This is a genomic window from Phenylobacterium aquaticum (assembly GCF_022695515.1).
In the GTDB taxonomy this organism is placed as follows: Bacteria; Pseudomonadota; Alphaproteobacteria; order Caulobacterales; family Caulobacteraceae; genus Phenylobacterium; species Phenylobacterium aquaticum.
This window is the reverse complement of sequence record NZ_JALDPT010000035.1, coordinates 30,731-51,441: the sequence shown is the minus strand read 5'-3', so window position 1 is coordinate 51,441 and position 20,711 is coordinate 30,731. Positions and strand designations below refer to the sequence as shown.

General features: G+C 69.3%; 20 protein-coding genes. 17 read left to right on the top strand and 3 right to left on the bottom strand.

Features of this window, described 5'->3' with window-relative positions; translation table 11 throughout:
• Positions 1–858 carry an MBL fold metallo-hydrolase gene (locus MQH10_RS21105; RefSeq protein WP_242565955.1) on the top strand — a complete coding sequence of 286 codons (858 nt, stop codon included), beginning with the start codon at positions 1–3 and terminating at the stop codon, positions 856–858.
• Positions 859–932: 74 nt separating this feature from the next.
• Complete coding sequence (gene pseH / locus MQH10_RS21100) at positions 933–1,502, top strand: UDP-4-amino-4,6-dideoxy-N-acetyl-beta-L-altrosamine N-acetyltransferase (RefSeq protein WP_242565954.1); 570 nt, start codon at positions 933–935, stop codon at positions 1,500–1,502.
• On the opposite strand, the gene MQH10_RS21095 is transcribed toward pseH, so the two are convergent.
• Positions 1,499–2,197, bottom strand: coding sequence for a cytidylyltransferase domain-containing protein (locus MQH10_RS21095; RefSeq protein WP_242565953.1), 699 nt, complete (start codon positions 2,195–2,197; stop codon positions 1,499–1,501). The genes pseH and MQH10_RS21095 overlap by 4 nt on opposite strands.
• 156 nt (positions 2,198–2,353) lie before the next feature.
• On the opposite strand from MQH10_RS21095, the gene MQH10_RS21090 reads away from it, so the two are divergent.
• The 5 genes from MQH10_RS21090 (at position 2,354) to MQH10_RS21070 (ending at position 9,555) form a co-directional block, all read left to right on the top strand.
• On the top strand, positions 2,354–3,034 hold the full coding sequence (locus MQH10_RS21090) for a DUF969 domain-containing protein (protein WP_242565952.1): 681 nt from the start codon (positions 2,354–2,356) through the stop codon (positions 3,032–3,034).
• Positions 3,031–3,987: a DUF979 domain-containing protein gene (locus tag MQH10_RS21085; protein ID WP_242565951.1), complete on the top strand. Its 957-nt coding sequence runs from the start codon at positions 3,031–3,033 to the stop codon at positions 3,985–3,987. The genes MQH10_RS21090 and MQH10_RS21085 overlap by 4 nt, the downstream gene beginning before the upstream one ends.
• The gene (locus MQH10_RS21080) at positions 3,965–4,993 is read left to right on the top strand and encodes a DUF2891 domain-containing protein (protein WP_242565950.1); all 1,029 of its coding nucleotides are present in this window, start codon (positions 3,965–3,967) and stop codon (positions 4,991–4,993) included. Before MQH10_RS21085 ends, MQH10_RS21080 begins: the two co-directional genes overlap by 23 nt.
• Before the next feature lie 107 nt (positions 4,994–5,100).
• Complete coding sequence (locus MQH10_RS21075; protein ID WP_242565965.1) at positions 5,101–7,071, top strand: tetratricopeptide repeat-containing sulfotransferase family protein; 1,971 nt, start codon at positions 5,101–5,103, stop codon at positions 7,069–7,071.
• A gap of 132 nt (positions 7,072–7,203) precedes the next feature.
• On the top strand, positions 7,204–9,555 hold the full coding sequence (locus MQH10_RS21070; protein WP_242565949.1) for a TonB-dependent receptor: 2,352 nt from the start codon (positions 7,204–7,206) through the stop codon (positions 9,553–9,555).
• Positions 9,556–9,616: 61 nt separating this feature from the next.
• Here MQH10_RS21070 and MQH10_RS21065 read toward each other — a convergent pair whose 3' ends face one another.
• The gene (locus tag MQH10_RS21065) at positions 9,617–11,011 is read right to left on the bottom strand and encodes a D-arabinono-1,4-lactone oxidase (protein ID WP_242565948.1); all 1,395 of its coding nucleotides are present in this window, start codon (positions 11,009–11,011) and stop codon (positions 9,617–9,619) included.
• Positions 11,008–11,358, bottom strand: coding sequence for a c-type cytochrome (locus tag MQH10_RS21060; RefSeq protein WP_242565947.1), 351 nt, complete (start codon positions 11,356–11,358; stop codon positions 11,008–11,010). The genes MQH10_RS21065 and MQH10_RS21060 overlap by 4 nt, the downstream gene beginning before the upstream one ends.
• A 163-nt stretch (positions 11,359–11,521) precedes the next feature.
• On the opposite strand from MQH10_RS21060, the gene MQH10_RS21055 reads away from it, so the two are divergent.
• The 10 genes from MQH10_RS21055 (at position 11,522) to MQH10_RS21010 (ending at position 20,687) form a co-directional block, all read left to right on the top strand.
• Complete coding sequence (locus tag MQH10_RS21055; RefSeq protein WP_242565946.1) at positions 11,522–12,124, top strand: YceI family protein; 603 nt, start codon at positions 11,522–11,524, stop codon at positions 12,122–12,124.
• Between the two features lie 7 nt (positions 12,125–12,131).
• Entirely contained in the window at positions 12,132–13,424 is a 1,293-nt protein-coding gene (locus MQH10_RS21050) for a YceI family protein (protein ID WP_242565945.1), read from the top strand.
• On the top strand, positions 13,355–14,329 hold the full coding sequence (locus MQH10_RS21045; protein ID WP_242565944.1) for an L-threonylcarbamoyladenylate synthase: 975 nt from the start codon (positions 13,355–13,357) through the stop codon (positions 14,327–14,329). The genes MQH10_RS21050 and MQH10_RS21045 overlap by 70 nt, the downstream gene beginning before the upstream one ends.
• A gap of 39 nt (positions 14,330–14,368) precedes the next feature.
• Complete coding sequence (locus MQH10_RS21040; RefSeq protein ID WP_242565943.1) at positions 14,369–15,778, top strand: FAD-binding oxidoreductase; 1,410 nt, start codon at positions 14,369–14,371, stop codon at positions 15,776–15,778.
• Positions 15,779–15,788: 10 nt separating this feature from the next.
• A complete protein-coding gene (gene yaaA / locus MQH10_RS21035; protein ID WP_242565942.1) occupies positions 15,789–16,583 on the top strand; it encodes a peroxide stress protein YaaA in 795 nt (264 codons plus the stop codon).
• Between the two features lie 113 nt (positions 16,584–16,696).
• Positions 16,697–17,023 (top strand): PadR family transcriptional regulator, encoded by a 327-nt coding sequence (locus MQH10_RS21030; protein WP_242565941.1) that lies wholly within the window; start codon positions 16,697–16,699, stop codon positions 17,021–17,023.
• Positions 17,020–17,595, top strand: coding sequence for a DUF1700 domain-containing protein (locus MQH10_RS21025; protein ID WP_242565940.1), 576 nt, complete (start codon positions 17,020–17,022; stop codon positions 17,593–17,595). Before MQH10_RS21030 ends, MQH10_RS21025 begins: the two co-directional genes overlap by 4 nt.
• Complete coding sequence (locus MQH10_RS21020; RefSeq protein WP_242565939.1) at positions 17,592–18,374, top strand: GIN domain-containing protein; 783 nt, start codon at positions 17,592–17,594, stop codon at positions 18,372–18,374. Before MQH10_RS21025 ends, MQH10_RS21020 begins: the two co-directional genes overlap by 4 nt.
• Before the next feature lie 118 nt (positions 18,375–18,492).
• Entirely contained in the window at positions 18,493–20,292 is a 1,800-nt protein-coding gene (locus MQH10_RS21015; protein ID WP_242565938.1) for a sensor histidine kinase, read from the top strand.
• Positions 20,289–20,687, top strand: coding sequence for a response regulator (locus MQH10_RS21010; protein WP_242565937.1), 399 nt, complete (start codon positions 20,289–20,291; stop codon positions 20,685–20,687). The genes MQH10_RS21015 and MQH10_RS21010 overlap by 4 nt, the downstream gene beginning before the upstream one ends.
• The last annotated feature ends 24 nt before the right edge of the window (positions 20,688–20,711 follow it).

Below are 20,711 nucleotides of genomic sequence, written 5' to 3'. Positions count from 1 at the left end.
ATGCTCAGCTGGAAGATCGGCGCGGTCACGGTCACGCGGATCGTCGAGATCGAGCTGCCGGTGCCCTACAGCGCCAAGCGGCCCTTTCTGGCCGAGGCGACGCCGGAGGCCCTGCGCCAGATCCCCTGGCTCTATCCGAACTATGTGACCGAGGACGGGCATCTGCGGCTGTCGATCCACGCCCTGCTGGTCGAGGCGCCGGGGGTGCGGCTGGTGGTCGATACCTGCATCGGCAACGATCGGCCGCGCAGCCTGGTCGGCGGCCAGGCGCTGTCGACCGACTTCCTGGCCCGGTTCGCCGAAGCCGGCTGGACGCGGGAGGGCGTCGACGCGGTGGTCTGCACCCACCTGCATGTGGACCATGTCGGCTGGAACACCATGCTGGAAGACGGCAAGTGGGTTCCGACCTTCCCCAAGGCCCGCTACCTGATCGGCCGGGCGGAGCATGCCCACTGGAGCGCCGAGGGCGACGCCGACCAGCAGACCATCCTGGCCGATTCCATCCAGCCGGTGTTCGACGCCGGCCTGGTGGACCTGGTGGAAATGGACCACCGCATCTCGGCCGAGCTGCGGCTCGTGCCCACGCCCGGCCACACGCCGGGCCATGTCAGCGTGGCCATCGAGTCGGAGGGGCAGCGCGCCCTGATCACCGGCGACATGGTCCACCATCCCTGCCAGCTGGCTCATCCCGAGTGGTCGCCGCCCTTCGACAGCGATCCCCAGGGCTCGGCCGTCATGCGGATGGGCGTGTTCGCCGAGGTGGCCGACCAGCCGGTCCTGGTGATTGGCACCCACTTCGCCGCGCCCACCGCGGGCCATGTGAAGCGCGACGGCGCGGCCTTCCGCTTCGACACCTAGCCGTTCGGACAGTGGCGCGGCGCCTCAGGATGAGCGAGGTTGCCTCCGAAGAGTTCGCCCTTGGGAGCGTCGCCATGACCGAGCCCGTCGATGTGCGCCTGCGGCCGGCCACCTTCGCTGACGCCGCCAGGATGCTGGCCTGGCGCAACCAGCCCGAGGTGGCGCGCTGGATGTATTCCGACCATGTGATCACGCCCGAGGAGCACGGGCGGTTCATGGCCGGCGCCCTGGTCGATCCCGCCCGCCGCTACTGGATCATCGAGCTGGACGGCGAGCCGGTGGGCCTAGCCAATCTGGTCGATATCTCGGCCGAGAACCGCAAGTGCAGCTGGGCCTATTACCTCGCCAGCCCCTCGGTGCGCGGCAAGGGCGTCGGGGCCTTTGTCGAGGTCTGGGTGATCGAGCATGTGTTCGGCGCGCTTGGCCTGAACAAGCTCTGCTGCGAAGTGCTGGTCGAGAACGAGGCCGTCTGGAAGATGCACGAGAGCTTCGGCTTCCAGCGCGAGGCGCTGTATCGCGCCCATGTCTGGAAGGGCGGCGAGCCGCGCGACGTGGTGGGGTTGGGCCTGCTCGCCCGCGACTGGGCGGCGGTGCGCGAGACGAGCCTGGCGCGGCTGAGAGCCCGGGGGTTCGAGGTCGGCTAGACGGCTGCCTTGGAGCTGTTCCAGGCCAGGGCGGCGATCGCCTCGGTCCCGAAATCCGGGTCCTGGGCGTAGAGCGCGCCATAGACGTGGCGGACCAAGTCCAGGTCTTCCGGATAGTCCACGGTCCAGCGCAGGTGGGCGAGAGATGGCTCGCGGGTCAGGGTCGCCAGGCGGAAACGGTCAGGCTGGCGGTAGATGAAGGGCGTCACGTGCTCGCGGTCATAGGCGTCCGTGGCCTCCGCGGCGGCGGCGCGGAAGGCGGCGATGGTCATGGCCTCGACGTCCAGGCCGTGCGGGAATGTCCGCTTCGGCATGGTGTTGTTGGCGTAGTCGGCGCCCGTCTCGACCAGCCGGTCGATCAGGGCGTCCAGCACCCGCCAGTCGGTCAGGGGGCAGTCGGCGGTCAGGCGCACCAGGGTCTTGGCTTGGGGAAAGGCGTCCGCCGCCAGGGCGAAACGGGCCAGCACGTCGGCGAGGGGGCCGCGCACCACGGTCAGGCCCACCGTCTCGCAATAGGCCGCGACGGGGTCGTCAGAGGCGTCCTGGCTGGTGGCCAGCACCAGCTGGTCCAGGCGTTTGGAACGCCGCAGGCGCTCGATCTGCCGGCCGATCATCGGCTCACCGAGCAGGTCGGCCATCACCTTGCCGGGCAGGCGGCTGGAGGACATGCGGGCCTGGATGACGCCGAGGATCACGGCGCTGGGGCCCGGACGCCCGGGGAGGCGGCGATCGACATGCGCGCGCGGTGAAAGCTCATGTCCCTATTGGGCTCCGCAATGCTTAGTGTCGCGTGAAGGCGGCCTTGGCCTATCGTCACGGCGTCGCGCGCGAGTCGGGCTGGGGGACGAGGCATGCTGATCCTGTTGGGGGTGGCGGTGGTGGTGGCGGGGTTCGCCATCGGCCTCAATCCGCTCTTGGTGGTGGTGGCCTCGGCCCTGGTGACCGGGCTGCTGGCCGGCCATTCCCTGGTCGAGGTGCTGAGCGCCTTCGGCAAGGCCTTCAACGAGAACCGCTATGTCAGCGCCGCCTGGCTGATCCTGCCGGTGATCGGGGTGCTGGAACGGGCGGGGCTGCAGGAACGGGCGCGGGCGGTGATCTCCGGCTTCCGGGCCGTGACCCTGCCCCGGCTGCTGATTGGCTATCTCCTGTTTCGCCAGCTGACCTCGGCGCTCGGCCTGACCTCGATCGCCGGCCAGGCCCAGACCGTGCGGCCCCTGGTGGCGCCCATGGCGGAGGCCGCCGCCGAGGCCCGGGGCGGCCCTCTGGACGATGAGCGCCGCGAGTCGATCCGCGCCTTCACGGCGGCGACGGACAATGTCGGCCTGCTGTTCGGCGAGGACATCTTCCTGGCCATAGGGTCGATCCTGCTGATGGTCGGTTTCCTGGCCCAGAGCGGGATCGTCATGGAGCCGCTGCACCTGTCGCTATGGGCGATCCCGACGGCGATCGCCGCCTTCCTGGTGCATGGGGCGCGACTGATCCTGTTCGGGCGGAAGATCGCCCGAGGCGGCGCGCCGGAGGCGGGCCAATGATCAAGCTCAGCCTGGTCTATCTGCTGGCGGGCCTGGTGTTCGCCGCCTATGCGCTGCTCAGCGTCCGCGACGCGAACAATCCCAAGCGCTGGCGCAACGGCGCCTTCTGGGGGCTGTTCGCCCTGAGTTTCCTGGCGGGGGATTATCTCGGCGACCTGGGCAATGGGGTGCTGGTCCTGGCGCTCGCGGTCATCGCCGGGATCGGCAAGCTGGGGCAGGGGGCGCCGGCCGGCCCCACGCCGGCCGAGAAGTTCGGCAGCGCCCAGCGGCTGGGCGACAAGCTGTTCGTCCCGGCCCTGATCGTGCCGGCGGTGGTGCTGTTCGGGACCCTGGTGCTGAAGCACGTCTCCGTCTCGGGCCAGCCCCTGTTCGATCCCAAGCAGACCACCCTGATCTCGCTGGCGCTCGGCGCGGTGATCGCCGTGATCGCGGCGCTTCTCCTGCTGCGCCAACCGCTCAGCGCGCCCCTGCAGGAGGGCCGCCGGCTGATGGACACGGTGGGCTGGGCGGCGCTGCTGCCCCAGATGCTGGCGGCGCTGGGCGCGGTCTTTGCGCTGGCCGGGGTCGGGCAGGTGATCGGCGGCCTGGTCACCACCTGGATCCCGATGGACACCAAGCTGGTGGCTGTGGCGGTCTATTGCCTGGGCATGGCGGGCTTCACCCTGCTGATGGGCAACGCCTTCGCGGCCTTTCCGGTGATGACGGCGGGGGTGGCCCTGCCGTTCCTGATCCACAGGTTCGGCGGCGATCCGGCGGTGGTCTGCTCCATCGGCATGCTGTCGGGGTTCTGCGGCACGCTGTCGACGCCGCTGGCCGCCAATTTCAATCTGGTGCCCTCGGCCCTGCTGGAGTTGAAGGACCGCTATGGGGTGATCCGGGCCCAGATCCCGACCGCCGTCGCGATGCTGCTGATCAATATGGTGCTGATGTATGTCCTCGCCTTCCGCGCCTGACCGCCTGACGCGGGAGACCGCCGCCGCCTTCGCGCGCATCGCGCTGGGCCACGTCACGCGCCAGTACCCCAACAAGCTCGACCATGTGAACGCCGGTCCCGGCGACCACGGCGATCCGATCGACCAGCATCCGATCTTCTATGGCAGCTTCGACTGGCACTCCTGCGTCCACGGCTACTGGCTGCTGGCGACCCTGCGCCGCCTGCACCCGGACATGGCCGAGGCCGCGGCCATCGACGCCCTGTTCGCCGACGCCTTCACGCCCGAGAAGGTCGAGGCCGAGCGCGCCTATCTGGAGCGGCCGACGGCGCGGGGGTTCGAGCGGCCGTATGGCTGGGGCTGGCTGCTCAAGCTGCAGGCCGAGCTGATCGCGCACCGGGACGCCCCCTGGGCCGATCGCCTGGCGCCGCTGGCCGGGGCCTTCGCGGACCGGTTCAAGGCCTTCCTGCCCAAGGCGACCTATCCGGTGCGCACCGGTGTGCATTCCTCCACCGCCTTCGCCGTGGCGCTCGCCCACGACTATGCGACCGCGGCCGGAGATGTGGATCTGGAAGCCCTGCTGCGCGAGACGGCGCTCAGCTGGTACGGCGCCGACAAGGGGTGCCAGGCCTGGGAGCCGTCCGGCGACGACTTCCTGTCGCCGGCCCTGATGGAGGCGGAATGCATGCGGCGGCTGATGGCGCCCGACGATTTCCGCGTCTGGTTCGCCGCCTTCCTGCCCGACGCCGCCCGCCAGGCGCCGGCCACCCTGTTCGCGCCCGCCACGGTCAGCGACCGCAGCGACGGCAAGATCGCCCATCTCGACGGCCTGAACCTCAGCCGGGCCTGGTGCTGGCGCGCGATCGCCGGAAGCCTCGATCCCCAGGATCCCGTGCGACCGGTCGCCCTGGCCGCCGCCGAGCGGCATCTGGCCGCCAGCCTGCCGCATGTGGCCGGCGACTATATGGGCGAGCACTGGCTGGCCAGTTTCGCCCTGCTGGCCCTGACGGTGGACGGGGCGATTTGACAGGGGCGGCCGGCCCGTGATTGATCCGTCCCGATGACCCGCGAGCCTCACCCGTGACCGACGCCCCGACCGGCAGCCTCGAGGCCGCCCTGGCCCGCACCGAGCGGATGCTGGAGGCCCGCCCGGACCTGGCGGAACTGCAGGCCCGCGAGATCCTGAACGCCGTGCCCGGACACCCCGCCGCCCTGCTGCTGATGGCGCGGGCGCAACGCTATCAGGGCCAGGCGTCGGCCGCCCTGGCGACCTTGGAGCCGCTGGCGCGGAGCCAGCCGAAGTGGGCGGTGGCGCATCTGGAGCTCGGGCTGGCGCGGATCGAGGCCGGCGACAGCCGGGGCGGCGAACGGGCGCTCAGCCAGGCCGTGGCCCTGAAGCCGGATCTGTCGGCGGCCTGGGGCGTGCTGGCGCAACAGCGGCGGATGCTGGGCGACAGCCGCGGCGCCGACGAGGCCGAGGCCCGGCAGCTGGGCTGCGCCATCGCCGACCCGGTACTGATGGAGGCCGGCGCCGCCCTGGTCGAGGGGCGGCTGGCGGTGGCCGAGCACAGCTTGCGCGAACTCCTCAAGGCGCGGCCGACCGAGATCGCCGCCATCCGCATGCTGGCCGAGGTCGCTACCCGGCTGGGTCGCTACGAGGACGCCGAGGCCCTGCTGGTCCGCTGCCTGGAGCTGGCGCCCGGCTTCACCGCCGCCCGGCACAATCTGGCCATCGTGCTCTACCGCCAGACCAAGGTCGGCGAGGCCCTGGCCGAGATCGAGACCCTGCAGAAGGCCGACCCGGCCAATCCCAGCTATCGCAACCTGCAGGCCGCCGCGCTCAGCCAGCTCGGGGAATATGCGCGGGCGATCGCGGTCTATGAGCCGTTGCTGGCCGACTATCCGACCCAGCCCAAGGGCTGGATGAGCTATGGCCATGCGCTCAAGACCGTGGGCCGCCAGGACGACGCCATCGCCGCCTATCGCAAGGCCCTGGAGCAGCTGCCCAGCCTGGGAGAGGCCTGGTGGAGCCTGGCCAATCTGAAGACCGTGCGGTTCTCCGACGCCGACCTCGCGGCCATGCGCGCCCAGCTGGCGCGGAGCGACATCTCCGACGAGGACCGCTTCCATCTGGAGTTCAGCCTGGGCAAGGCCCTGGAGGACCGGGCCGACTATGCCGCTTCCTTCGCGTCCTACGCGGCCGGCAACGCCCTGCGGAAGCAGACCCTGGACTATGACGCCGACGAGACCAGCGCCTATCTGCGCCGCGCCCGGGCCCTGTTCACCCCTGAGTTTTTCGCGGCGCGGGAAGGGTTCGGCAGTCCGGCGCCGGATCCGATCTTCATCCTGGGCCTTCCGCGGGCCGGATCGACCCTGATCGAGCAGATCCTGGCCAGCCATTCCCAAATCGAAGGGACCATGGAGCTGCCCGACCTGCCGGCCATCGCCAAGCGGCTGGGCGGCCGGTCCCGCAAGGGCGAACCCTCGGCCTATCCGGACATGCTGGCGGACGTCGACGTCGAGACCGCGCGTGCGCTCGGCGAGGAGTATCTGGCCCGCACCGCGCCGCAGCGGAAGCTCGGCCGGCCGCTGTTCATCGACAAGATGCCCAACAACTACGCCCATGTGGGGCTGATCCATCTGATCCTGCCGAACGCCAAGATCATCGACGCGCGCCGCCATCCGCTGGGCTGCTGCTTCTCGGGGTTCAAGCAGCACTTCGCCCGGGGCCAGGGCTTCACCTATGACCTCACCGACCTGGGCCGCTACTACGCCGACTATGTGGCCCTGATGGCCCACTTTGATTCGGTTCTGCCAGGCCGGGTCCACAGGGTGATCTACGAAGCGATGGTCGCCGATCCGGAGACGGAGGTGCGCCGGCTGCTCGATTATTGCGCACTGCCCTTCGAGCCGGGCTGCCTGAAGTTCTACGAGAACGACCGGGCGGTGCGGACCGCCAGCTCCGAACAGGTGCGTCGCCCGATCTTCACCGACGGCCTGGAGCAGTGGAAGCACTACGAACCCTGGCTCGGGCCGCTGAAAACCGCCCTTGGGCCGGTGCTGGACGCCTATCCGGAGGTCCCGGAGTTCCCGCCTCACATCTGATGCGCCGGCGCCACAGCCGCCAAGATGACGCATCCGTAAGCTTGACAGGCATGGGGCTGCGGAGCGCTGTGACGGCTTGATGTCAGGGCTGTGTCTCCGAGATTACGGAGCGGATTCATGAGGGGTTTTTCGATGAGTGGGCATACTCGCGGCCGCACGGCCTTCGGTGCGGCGCTCTTGGCCACCAGCATGCTGGCGGGCGTCCCCGCGGCGTTCGCGGCCGACGCCGCGGCCGGTCCGACCGTGGAAGAGATCGTCGTCACCGCGCAGAAGAAGGAAGAGAACCTTCAGAGCGTGCCGGTGGCCGTCACCGCCTTCTCGACCAAAAAGCTCGAGCAGCTGCACGTCGAGAACTTCAATGACTATGTGAAGTTCCTGCCCAGCGTGGCGGCCCAGAGCGCGCAGCCGGGCGGCGCAACGGTCTATATGCGCGGCATCGCCTCGGGGGCCAACGCCAACCACTCCGGCTCCCAGCCGAGCGTCGGGACCTATCTCGACGAGCAGCCGATCACCACGATCGGCGGGGCGCTGGACCTGCACGTCTATGACATCGCCCGCGTCGAGGCCCTGGCCGGACCGCAGGGCACGCTCTATGGCGCCAGCTCCCAGGCGGGGACCCTGCGGATCATCACCAACCCGCCGGAATTGGGCGTCTTCAAGGGCAGCTATGACCTGAAGGTCAATTCCGTCGATCACGGCGGCACAGGCTACGTCGCCGAGGGGATGGTCAACATCCCGGTCAACGACAAGGTCGCCATCCGCATGGTGGCCTGGGATGAGCACGACGCCGGCTATATCGACAATGTGCCGGGGACCCTCACCTATCCCGTCTCGGGCGTGACCATCAACAACGCCAGCAAGGTTCAGAAGGACTACAACACCGTCGACACCAAGGGTGCGCGCGTCGCCCTACGGGTCGATCTGAACGACAGCTGGACGGTCCGTCCGACCTTCATGACCCAGGACACCAAGTCGCACGGCGTGTTCGCCTATGACCCGAGTGTCGGCGACCTCAAGGTCAGTCACTTCCTGCCCGAGGACAACCACGATCGTTGGTACCAGGCGGCGATGACGGTCCAGGGCAAGGTCAGCGATTTCGATCTGGTCTACACCGGCGGCTATATGGATCGCCGGATCGACAGTCACTCGGACTACACTGACTATTCCTATTTCTACGACACCCTGTTCGGGTCCGGCGCCTACATCACCGACGCCAGCGGCAAGGTCATCGATCCCACCCAGCGGATCACCGGGCGCGATCACTTCACGCGCGTCTCCAACGAAATCCGCCTGTCGTCGCCGCAGGACCAACGCCTGCGCTTCGTGGTCGGCGGCTTCCAGCAGCGGCAGACGCACTTCATCGAGCAGAACTACCAGATCACGGGCATCGATCCGGCCATCAGTGTGACCGGCTGGAAGGATACGCTGTGGCTGACCGAGCAGCTGCGGATCGATCGCGACTACGCCGCGTTCGGCGAGCTCTATTTCGACATCACCCCGAAGCTGACCTTCACCGGCGGCGTGCGGGCCTTCAAGACGGACAACAGCCTGCGGGGCTTCTTCGGGTTCGGCAGCGGCTTCAGCTCCAAGACCGGTGAAGCCAAGTGCTTCGCGCCCAACAGTGTCGGCGCCGGCCCATGCACCAATCTCGACAAGCGCGTGAAGGAGACCGGGGAGACCTATAAGGCCAACCTGAACTACAAGGTCGCCGACGGTAAGATGGTCTATGTGACCTACTCCCAGGGCTTCCGGCCGGGCGGCATCAATCGCCGGGGATCGCGACCGCCCTACAGCTCCGACTATGTCTATAATTACGAGGCCGGTTGGAAGACCCAGTGGGCCGACAATTCCCTGCGTTGGAACGGCGCGGTCTATTACGAGGACTGGAAAGACTTCCAGTATTCGTTCCTGGGGCCGAACTCCTTCACTGAAATCGTCAACGCGCCGCAGGCGCGGGTCCAGGGCGTGGAGACGGATCTGGCGTGGGCTACGCCGGTCCAGGGGCTGACCATCAATGGGGCCGCGGCCTATACCGACGCCCAGCTGAAGAGCGACTACTGCGATGAAACAGACCCGGTGACCGGACGGCCCGTGACGACCTGCGCCTCGCCCAAGGCGCCGAGCGGCACGAGGCTTCCCATCACGCCGAAGGTCAAGGCGAACGTCACGGCCCGCTATGAATTCCCATGGGGCGACTTCACCGCCCACGTGCAGGGCTCGGCGATGTATCAAAGCTCCAGCAGCGCCGTGCTTCCCCTGGACGAAAGCGCGTTCACCGGGCGCCAGCGCGCGTTCGGCGCCTTGGACCTGTCGGCGGGTCTGGATCATGACACCTGGAAGGTTGAGCTCGCAGTGCTCAACGCCTTCGACAAGCGGGGCGACGTCTATCGCTATACCGAGTGCCGGTCGCTCTACTGCCAACGCCCCTATATCGTGCCGAACCAGCCGCGCACGATCTCGCTGAGCTTCGGCCAGAAGTTCTGAGATCCGGAGCCAACGGACCACCCAACGCCGCCCCCTCGGGGCGGCGTTGTAGTTTGGGGCGTCAGACCCCGAACAGGGCCTTCATGTAGGGGTTCAGCATCCGGCCCTCCGGATCCAGTTCGCGGCGGACCTCCAGGAAGTCCTTCCAGTTCGGATAGAGGGCGGAGAGCTCGGCGGCCTTCAGGCTGTGCAGCTTGCCCCAGTGCGGCCGGCCCCCGTGCCGGCGCAGGATCGGCTCGATCAGGGTGAACAGGAAGGCGTAGTCGTCCTTGTAATAGGCGTGGATGGCGACCGAGCCGCGGGGCGCGCCCTGGAACGGCGACAGCCAGGCGTCGTCGGCGGCGATGCGGCGGACCTCGATCGGGAAGAACACGTCCGGGCGATGGGCCTCGATGGCGGCCACCACTTCCTTCAGCGCCGGGATCTGGGTCTCGACCGGCAGGTGGTACTCCATCTCGTTGAACCGCACCGGCCGCTCGGTGGAGAGCAGCTTCCAGCCCTCGTCGATCGCCTCCTCGGGCTTGGCGGTTGAGATCAGGGCGTGGCCGAGCGCCTTGCGCAGCGGGGTGGAGAAGCCCAGCAGGTTCCGGATCTTGCGCAGGATCTCCAGTATGCCGGTGTCGGTGTCGGGGCCGCGGGCGATGGCCGGGGCGTCGGTCTCGTCATGGCTGATATTGGCGGCCATGCCGGTGAAGGGGATGGCGTAGAACTCGAAGTTGCGGTGCTGGGCCCAGCGCCCCTCGGCCTGGTCGCAGGCGGCCTCGAAATCCTCGGCCCAGACCCGGCGGTGCAGGCGACGGTTGGCGGTGGTGCGCAGCCGGGCCTGGGAGATAACCCCCAGCGAGCCCATCGACACCCGCGCGGCGTTGAAGATCTCGGCGTTCCGCTGGGCGTCGGCCTCGATCACCTTGCCCGCGGCGGTGACGAGCCGCAGCGCCGTGGCGTCGCCGTGGATGGCGCGCAGGGTCTTGCCCGCCCCGTGGGTGCCGGTGCCCATGGCCCCGCCCAGGGACTGCTTGTTGATGTCCGGCAGATTGGCCATGGCCCGGCCGTGCTCGGCGAGCGCGGGACCGAGCGCGCCCAGCCGCGTGCCGGTCCAGACCCGGGCCTCGTCCCCCTCCCAGCCGGCGATCCCGGTCAGCCGATCCAGGGAGACCAGGGTTCCGTCTGTGGGCACGAGGCCGGTGAAGGAGTGGCCGGCGCCGACCGCGCGGATCGGGGCCTGGGCCTTGGCCATCAGGGCGGCGAGTTCCGCCTCGCTGGCCGGTGCGGCGCGGCTCGCCGGATAGGCGTGCTGCACGCCCGACCAGTTGCGCCAGAGCAGATGACCCTGGGCGTCGAGGCTGGGCGGGGCGGGCGGTTCGGCCTTGTCGTGACCCGCCTGGTAGACCCCGGCCGCGCCGACGGCGACCACGCCGGCGCCGCCGGCGATCAGGGCGTTGCGTCGCGAGATCATTTCGCGTCCCCCTCATGGTCGGCCATGAAGCGGATCAGGGCCTGGAAATCGGCGGGCTGGCAGGCCACGCACTGGCCGAGCGCCGGCATGCCCTTGTAGCCCTGGACGACATGGTCCAGCAGGACCCCCTCGCCCTGCTTCCAGCGGGGCGCCCAGGCGGCGTGGTCGTGGGTGAGGGGCGCGCCGGAGTTTCCGTTGGCGTGGCAGGCCTTGCAGGCCCCCTCATAAAGCCCGGCGATGCGCGGGGCGGCGGGGCGCAGGGCGGCGGCCTCCTCCGGCGTGATCGGCTTGGGCGCGCAGGCCGCCAGGGCCGCGCAGGCCAGTCCGATCCCAATGAGCGATTTCAATCCGTCTCCCCCGTCCGTCTGGCGCGTCCCCTTCCGGACCATGCCCGAATCGCCGGCGCCCGCAAACCGGGAGCTCACGGCTTCGTGATCGCGCCGCCGCCTTTCCGCCCGATAGCCTCGCGACCATCTGCGGCGAAGCTTTGCAGCAAGGGCCAGACGTCGAATGCGGACTTTAATTGCAACTGTCGCGCTCACGTTTGGCCTGGCGACCGCCGCCCTGGCCAATCCGGTCGGGCGCGATCCGGCCCAGGCGCCCAAGGGCGAGTATGGGCTCGACAAGCGCCACGCCAGCCTGATCGTGAAGATCCCGCACATGGGCGGCTTCTCGAAGTTCACCATGCGCTTCGACCGGATGGACGGCGGCTTCACCCTTGATCCCGCCAACTGGGCGACGACGCCGGCGGCGATCACCATCGACGCCGCCTCGATCAACACCGGCCTGCCCGACTTCGACAAGACCATCGCCGGGCCGTCCTATTTCAACTCAGCCAAGTACCCGACCATCACCTTCGTCGCCCGCAAGGCCGAGGCGACCGACGGGGTCGGAACCCTGACCGGGGACCTGACCTTTCTGGGCGTGACCAAGCCGGTGGTGCTGGACGTCACATTCAACGGCTATGGGCCCGGCATGCTGGGCGTTGGAACCCGGATGGGATTTTCCGGGACGGGCCATATCAAGCGGTCGGACTTCGGCCTGACCACCATGAGTCAATTCGCGGGCGATGATCTGGACCTGATCTTCGACGTCGAATTCGTGAGGAAGTAGGACCCCGATGCCCGCATCGCGCCTGGACCGTTATTCGACGGTCGCCATCGTCCTGCACTGGCTGATCGCCGCGGCGATCGTCCTGCAGATCCTGCTCGCCTGGCGGATGGATGATCTCCACACCCCGCTGGGCTTCGCGCTCACCCAGCTGCACAAGTCGGTGGGGATCACCGTCCTGTTCCTCAGCCTGGCGCGGCTGGGCTGGCGGCTGGCCAACCCGCCGCCGCCGATGGTGGGCCTGACCGGATGGGAGCGGGCGCTCGCCCACATCACCCATATCGGCTTCTACGTGATCATGATCGGCATGCCGCTCACCGGCTGGATCATGGTGTCGGCGAGCCGCATCGCCATACCGACCCTGCTCTACGGGGTGATCCCCTGGCCGCACGTGCCCGGCATCGCCGAGCTCGCCCCCGCCGCCAAGACCGGGTGGCGGGAGTTCGGCCATGAGAGCCATGAGTGGCTGGCCTATGGCGCCTATCTGCTGATCGGCCTGCATGTGGCCGGCGCGCTCAAGCACCAGCTGTTCGATCGCGACCAGCCGGTTCTGGCCCGCATGGCGCCGGGCGCCAAGCCCGGGCGCTGGTTCGACCCGCGGCTGCTGGCGATCGCCGGCGGCGCCCTGGTGGTGCTGGCCTTCGCCGAATTCCTGAAGCCGCCGCTGCCGGCCTCGGCGCCCGCCGCGCCCACGGCCCATGACGAGATGGAGATGGACGAGGCGCCCGCGGCCAAGCCCGCGTCTGCGGCACCCGCCGCCGGCGCAGCTCCGGCCGCCGCGCCAGCCGCGATGGCTGCGCCTCAGCCCCTCTCGCACTGGGCGGTGGCGCCGGGCTCGACTCTGGGCTTCGCCACCACCTGGGGCGGACAGGCCATCGAGGGCCGGTTCGACACCTGGACGGCGGACATCACCTTCAGCCCTGACCAACTGGACAAGTCCAAGGTCAGCGTCTCGATCGACATCGCCTCGATCAAGACCGGCGACGCCCAGCGCGACGACAGCCTGCCCTCGGCCGACTGGTTCGACGCCGCCAGCCATCCCAAGGCGACCTTCGTGGCTGACAGGTTCGAGAAGACCGGCGAGGAGCGCTATGTCGCCAAGGGCAAGCTCACCCTGCGCGGGGTGACCAAGCCGCTCAGCCTGCCCTTCCGTCTGAAGATCGACGGCGACAAGGCGCGGATGAGCGGTGTAACCACCCTCGACCGCACGGCCTTCGGGGTCGGACAGGGCGAATGGCAGGCGACCGATCAGATTCCGGCAGGGGTGAAGGTGAGCGTGAAGCTCACGGCGACGCGGAAATAGCCGCGGCCGCCGCGGCCCTGCGCGCCGGCGATCTGGTCATACTGCCGACCGAGACGGTCTATGGCCTGGGCGCCGACGCCGCGAACCCGGTGGCGGTGGCGAGGATCTATGAGGCCAAGGGCCGGCCGCGGTTCAATCCCCTGATCAGCCATGTGGCCGACCTGGCCGCCGCAGAGCGGTTGGCGGTGTTCGACGACCGCGCCCGCAAGCTGGCCGCGGCCTTCTGGCCGGGGCCCCTGACCCTGGTCCTGCCGATCCGCGCGGACACGCCGGTCTGCGACCTGGCCCGGGCGGGGCTGGAGACGGTGGCCCTGCGCGCCCCGGCCCATCCCGTGGCCCAGGCCCTGTTGCAGGCCTTCGGCGGGCCCGTCGTGGCGCCCTCGGCCAACCGTTCGGGGCGACCGAGCCCGACCACCTATGCCGACGCGGTCGACGAGACCGGCGTCAGCGCGGCCGCCGCCCTGGACGGCGGGCCCTGTCGCGTGGGCCTGGAATCTACCGTCGTCGCCCTGCTGGACCAGCCCCGGCTGCTGCGGCCCGGCGCCGTCACCCGCGCCCAGATCGAGGCGGTGATCGGCCCTCTGGCGGAGGCGCAGGACGACGCCAAGCGCTCGCCGGGCCGGCTGGCGCGCCACTATTCGCCCGAGGCGCCGGTGCGGCTCGACGTCCGGACGCCTGAGCCCGGAGAGGCCTATCTCGCCTTTGGTCCGACCGCGGTGACGGGCAATGTCCTGAACCTCAGCCCGACGGCCGACCCGCGCGAGGCGGCCGCCAATCTGTTCGCCTATCTCCGTGCGGCGGACCGCACCCGCCCCACGGCCATTGCGGTCGCGCCCATTCCGCAAGACGGCCTGGGCGAGGCGATCCATGACCGGCTGAAGCGGGCGGCGGGCTACGTCGGCTGACCCTGGCGGCGGGCTGCGTCTGGGCCTAGATTTCTCACCATGACCAAGCCCGTTCCCGCCGATGTCCTGTCCCGCCTGAAGGCCGTGCTCGGCGAGGGCGGCTGGAGCGACGATCCCGCCCGCTTGGCGCCCAAGCTGCTGGAATGGCGCGACCGCTGGACCGGGACCACGCCGCTGCTGGTCCTGCCCAAGACCACGGCGGACGTTGCGGCGGTGGTCGGGATCTGCGCCGAGGCCGGGGTGGCGATCACGCCCCAGGGCGGCAACACCGGCCTGGTCGGGGGCCAGATCCCCCAGGGCGAGATCCTGCTGTCCACCGAGCGGATGCGGACGATCCGCGACATCGACGCCTTTGACGACGTGATCGTGGCCGAGGCCGGGGTGACGCTGTCGGCCGTCCACGAGGCCGCCGCGGCCGTGCGCCGCCGCTTCCCCCTGGGCCTGGCCTCCGAAGGCACGGCGACCGTGGGCGGGGTGGTGTCGACCAATGCCGGCGGCACCCAGGTGCTGCGCTATGGGACCACGCGCGACCTGGTGCTGGGGCTGGAGGCCGTCTTGCCGAATGGCGAGATCTGGAACGGGCTGAAGCGCCTGCGCAAGGACAACACCGGCTATGACCTGAAGCAGCTCCTGATCGGCGGGGAGGGGACGCTGGGCGTGGTCACCGCCGCCAGCCTGAAGCTGTTCCCGGTCCTGGCCAGCCGCGCCACGGCCATCGCCGCCGTCGACAGCCCGGATGTCGCCATCCAGCTCCTGGTCCGCGCCAAGGAGACGGCGAGCGGGGCCGTGGAGGCCTTCGAGCTGATGGGCCGGCGCGGGATCGAGTTCGTGCTGAAGAACATTCCCAACCAGCGCGACCCGCTGGCCGAGGTCCATCCCTGGTACGTGCTGGTCGAGATCGCCTCGGGCGAGCCGGGCGCGGCGGAGGCGGCCATGGAGCGGCTCCTGGGCCAGGGGCTGGAGGACGGGCTGATCCGCGACGCCGTGGTCGCCCAGACCGAGGCCCAGGCCAAGGCCCTTTGGTCGATCCGCGAGAACCAGTCGCCGGGCCAGAAGCCTGAAGGGGCGACCTGGAAGCACGACATCTCCGTGCCGGTCAGCCAGGTGGCGCGATTCATCGCCGAGGCCAGCGCGGCCATGGAGGCCCTGGTCCCCAACTGCCGGATCACCGCCTTCGGTCACGTCGGCGACGGCAATATCCACTATGACGTCATCCGTCCGGACGGGGGCGACAACGCCGCCCATTCGGCCCTGCGCGACCAGGGCAGCCGCATCGTCCATGACATCGTGGCCGGCATGGGGGGCTCGATCTCGGCCGAGCACGGCCTGGGTTCGATGAAGACCGAGGAGGCCCGGCGCTATAAGAGCCCGGTGGAGGTTGCGGCGCTGTCGGCGATCCGGCAAAGCCTGGACCCCAAGCGGATCATGAACCCGCGCGTCTTCTTCTGAGTCCTCGTCCATGCTGATCGTGCTGTCGCCCGCCAAGGCGATGAACTTCACGCCGCCCGCCCAGGCCGTCGCCGCGACCACGCCGGAGATGGCCGCCGACATCGCCGAGCTGGACAAGACCACCCGCAAGCTGACCACCGCCCAGCTGAAGCGGCTGATGGACCTGTCCGACAACCTCGCCCAGCTGAACCGCGAGCGGTTCCAGGCCTTCGATCCGGCCATGGAGGACGGGCTGCAGGCCGCCTTCGCCTTCAATGGCGACGTCTATGCGGGGCTGAAGGCGCGCGAACTGGACAAGAAAGGCCTGGCCTATGCGCAGGAGCATGTCCGGATCCTGTCGGGGCTCTACGGCCTGCTGCGGCCGCTGGACGCCATCCAGCCCTATCGGCTCGAGATGGGCACGCGGCTGAAGACCCAGCGCGGGCCCAGCCTCTACGCCTTCTGGGGCGACCGGATCGCCACGGCGCTGGACCAGGCGCTGGTCGGCCACAAGGACCGCATGCTCGTGAACTGCGCCAGCGGGGAATATTTCGGGGCGGTGGACCTGAAGGCGCTCAAGGCGCCCGTGATCAATGTCCGCTTCCTGGAGGAGAAGGACGGCTCGGCCAAGATCATCAGTTTCTTCGCCAAGAAGGCCCGCGGCCTGATGGCCCGCTACGCCATCGACCATCGGCTGGAGAAGGCCGTCGACCTCAAGGCCTTCGACGCGGAGGGCTATCGCTTCCAGCCGTCCGCCTCGACCGACGCCGAGTGGGTCTTCTCCCGGCCCCAGCCCCCGCCGCCCTCGGCCGCGAAGAAGGGCTGAGCTCCTACAATCGGCGCGCCGCCTATCCATGAACTATTGTTCATGGATAGGTACCTTGCACCGCACGGTACCTTGCGATACCCATCTCCTCGTTGAAGAAGGAGCAAGGCCTCGTGACTGAAGCGGTCCAGGTACAGCTGAAAAAGGGCGTGCTTGAGCTCTGCGTCCTCGCGCTGCTCGCGCGCGGCGACGCCTACGCCTACGAAATCGCGAGCCGTCTCACCAAAGGGATCGAAATGGGCGAGGGCACGATCTACCCCCTGATGCGCCGCATGCAATCCGATGGCCTGGTCGACACCTATCTGGTCGAGAGCTCGTCGGGTCCGCCGCGCAAATATTACAAGCTGACCGCTACCGGTCAGAGCAGTTTCGCGGCCCAGAAGGCGGAATGGACCGCCTTCTCCCAGGCCGTGAACGACATTCTGGGAGGCGCGCAATGAGCCGCCAGGTGTTCATGTCGCGTCTGCGCGAAGGCCTGCGCGGCCTGCCGCAGAAGGCGATCGACGATATCGCCGCCGACTATGAGGCGCACTTCGCCGAGGGCGAGGCCGCCGGGCGCAGCGAGGCCGATGTGGCCGCGGCCCTGGGCGATCCGGGCCGGCTGGCCCGTGAGCTTCGGGCCGAGGCCGACCTCAAGCGCTGGGAGGAGCAACGCAATCCTTCCGCCGCCGCCAACGCCGTGTTCGCGGTGCTGGGCCTGGGGGCGCTGGACGTGCTGATCCTGCTGCCGATCCTCTTGTCGGTGGCCGGCACCCTGTTCGGTTTCGCCATCGCGGCGGTCGCCTGTTTCGGAGTGGGCGGGTTCCTGTTCGCGGCCGGTCCGTTCATCGGCCAGGGCCACGAGATCGCGGCCGTCATGCTGGCGGGGCTCGGCGTCATGGCCGGGGCGACCTCGATCGGCGCCGTCACCACCCTGGTGACCATCGCCTTCGTCAACGGGCTGGTCTGGTACGGCCGCCTGCACATGCGGCTTCTGAAGCCGGCGCTTGAGCCTCAGGGGGGCCTGTCGTGATCCGCACACTCACCATCGTCGCCGTCGTCGGCTTCCTGGTCTGCATCGTCTCCATCGCCGGCGCCTTCGGCATCATGGGCGGGCCCTTCGGCATCCATGACTGGACCATCCGCCGCTTCGGCCACGAGTTCAGTCATCAGGACTGGCACGGCCATGGTTGGAGGGTCGAAAGCGGCGGGGACGACGAGGCGGACGTGGGCGACTTCGGCCCCGCCGTCACCCGCGACTTCGCCTGGCCGGGCGGCGACCTGCTGGACGTCTCGGCGCCGGCCGACATCGCCTTTACCCAGGGGGCGACCGCCAAGCTGACGGTCACCGGCCCGAAGTCGGCGCTCGACCATCTGGTGATCCGCGACGGCCATATCGGCTTCGACCGGGACCTGGACGACGTGGCGAGGCTGACCATCACCCTTCAGGCCCCGGCGGTCTCGCGCTTCGACCTGTCGGGCGACCAGCACCTGACCATCGCCGGCTATCGCCAGGACAAGCTCGACCTGACCATATCCGGTTCGGCCGACGCCACGGCGTCGGGCCAGGCCAAGACGGTCATGGTCGACATCGCCGGCTCCGGCCGGGCCGATCTCGGCAAGGTCGAGGCCGAGGCGGCCAAGGTCGATATCTCGGGCTCGGGCGAGGCGATCATCGCCCCCAAGGCCAAGGCCGAGATCGACGTCTCCGGCGACGGCCGGGTCGATCTCCTGACCCATCCGGCCGACCTGCAGACCGATATCTCGGGCTCCGGCCACATCGGTCACGGGAGCGCGCCGCCCACCACCTGACGGCCGGGCGCCAGGCCATTGACCTATCGGCGCGATACATCTCTTCTACAACCGTCAAGTGAGGCCGCCCCTGATCCGTGACCCGGACCGGGGGCGCTGCACAGGGGGACGGGTCGGCGTGGGGCTTTGGAACTGGCTGCTCAGTCCGATCGGCGCGGCGGCGGTCCACCCGCAGATGGCCAGGACCCTGACGGCGCTTCAGGTCGTCTCAGACCTGATCGTCGGCCTGGCCTGCCTGTCCCTGTTCGCGGCGCTGATCTGGCTCACCCGGATCCGGCGCGACCTGATCGAACGCCCCATCGTCCGCCTGATCGGAGCGGCCACCCTGGTCACCGCCCTGTCCCAGGCCATGGCCGCGACGACGCCGGGTACGCCGCCGAGCGCCCTGGAGAGCGTGATCCGGCTGCTCGCCATGGGCCTGGATGTGGCGGCGGTCATCGCCTTCTGGCCGATGGTCCCCCGCCTCGGCGCCATCCTGTCGGAACGTGACGACGCCCTGCGCTCCCTGGCGGCCAGCGAGGCCGAGTATCGGACCAGCTTCGAATCCGCCGCCGTGGGCAAGGTGCTGGCCGAGCCGGTCAGCGCCGTGATCCAGCGGGTCAATCCGGCCTTCGCCCACATGCTGGGCTACGAGCCGGAGGATCTGGTCGGAACCAACGCCTGGGACCTGAGCTTCCCTGAGGACGACGAGGGGGCCCGGCTGGCCTGGGGGCGCCTCATGTCCGGCGAGGCGCAGGTCTATATCCGCGAGAAGCCCTATCGCCGGCGGGACGGCACTCCCGTCTGGGCGCGGATTTCCGCCAGCGTGGTCCGCGACGACCAGGGCGTGCCCATTCGAACCTATGCGGTGATCGAGAACATCGACGAACGTCGCAAGGCGGAGCTGGCGGCGCGGGAATATGAGGCGCGTCTGCGCCTGGCCGTGGAGAGCGCCCAGATCGGCGTGTGGGAGATCGATTTCGCCAAGGGCCAGGCGCGGTTGGACGAGCGGGCCTCGGCCATGACCTGGGGCCAGGTCCCCGCGGAGATCTGGTTGCCCCTCGATGGGCCGGAGTTCGCCGGCTGGGTCGCCAGGATCCACCCCGACGACCGGCCGGTGCGCGACGCCGCGGTCAAGGCCGTGCGCGAGGGCGCCAAGGACGTGGTGCAGATGGAGTATCGCGTGCGCCGTCCCGACGGGGCGTGGGGCTGGCAGTCCCATTGGCGCGCGATCGTCGAGCGCGATCCCAAGACCGACGCGCCCACCCGGGTGCTCGGCATCATCATGGACACCACCCAGCGCGCCCTGGCCGAGGTCGAGCTGCGCGCCACCCTGGCCCAGCGCGATCTGCTGCTGCGGGAGGTCTATCACCGGGTGAAGAACAACCTGCAGATCGTCGACGGGCTGGTGATGATGCAGGCCCGGCAGCTGAAGGATCCGACGGCGGCCGAGGCCCTGGCCGGCCTGCGCAGCCGGGTCTATGCGCTCGGCCTCGTGCATCACCAGCTGATGGCGTCGACCAATCTCGAGACCTTCGACCTGGGCCCATTCCTGCAGGAGCTGGTGCGCAACATCCTGGACGGCGGAGACCATGACGCGGTCAGCCTGGACCTGGATGTCGAGCCCCTGCAGGTGGACTTCGACTTCGCCATTCCGCTGGGCCTGCTGGTGACCGAGCTGGTGACCAACGCCCTGAAGCATGCGTTGCGCGACGGGCGCGGCCGGATCATGGTCTCCTGCAGGCCGTCTCCAGATGGCCGGGTGCTGCTGTCGGTGGCGGACGACGGACCCGGGCGCGTCGCCAATGACGGCGGCGGCGCGGGGCTCGGATCGATCATCATCGCGGGACTTGTCGGGCAACTCGACGGGGAAATGACCACGCGCAACGCGCCTGGACTTGTGACCGAAATCACTCTGAGGACGCCGGAGCGAACATGACTGACCTGGACGAACGCGTGATGAGCCAACTTGAGGACTGTGTCCTGGTGGTCGAGGACGAGTTCCTGATCGCCGCCAGCCTGAAGATGCAGCTCGAGGACCTGGGCATGCAGGTCTGCGGCACCGCCGACACGGCGCTGGACGCGATCGCCATGGCCAAGCAGTTCCGCCCTCGCGTGGTGCTGATGGACATGAGGCTGAAGGGGCAGGGCGACGGGGTGGACGCGGCGCTCGCCATCCATCTGTCGGTGGGTTCGAAGGTGATCTTCATCACCGGCTCGCGGGAGCCGGCGACCATGGCCCGCATCCAGGAGGACCATCCCGCCGCGGTGCTGTTCAAGCCGATCTATGGCCGCCAGCTGCAGACCGCGATCGAAGGCGTGCTGGCGGGCTAGAGCCCGCGCCGCTTTCGGCTATGG